Genomic DNA, 212 nt, shown 5'->3' with positions numbered 1-212 from the left:
CACCGAGGAGCAGTCATGACCGACACCGGAACCATCACCCGCACGCCCGGGACCGAGACGGCCGTTCTCGCCGGCGGCTGTTTCTGGGGGATGGAAGACCTGATCCGCCGTCAGCCCGGTGTGCTCGACACCCGGGTCGGCTACACCGGCGGCTCGAACGAGCACGCGACCTACCGCAACCACCCCGGCCATGCCGAGGCCGTGGAGATCGT

Annotated in this window: 1 protein-coding gene; it reads left to right on the top strand. The window is 69.3% G+C overall.

Annotated features, from left to right (window positions below; genetic code table 11):
• Positions 1–15: 15 nt before the first annotated feature.
• A partial coding sequence (locus L687_RS28795) for a peptide-methionine (S)-S-oxide reductase (protein ID WP_021199269.1) occupies positions 16–212 on the top strand: 197 nt, incomplete at its 3' end.

The sequence above is a fragment of the Microbacterium maritypicum MF109 genome (genome assembly GCF_000455825.1).
GTDB classification, from domain to species: Bacteria; Actinomycetota; Actinomycetes; order Actinomycetales; family Microbacteriaceae; genus Microbacterium; species Microbacterium maritypicum_A.
Note: the sequence above shows the minus strand (reverse complement) of the source record. Positions and strands in the feature narration are given on the sequence as shown.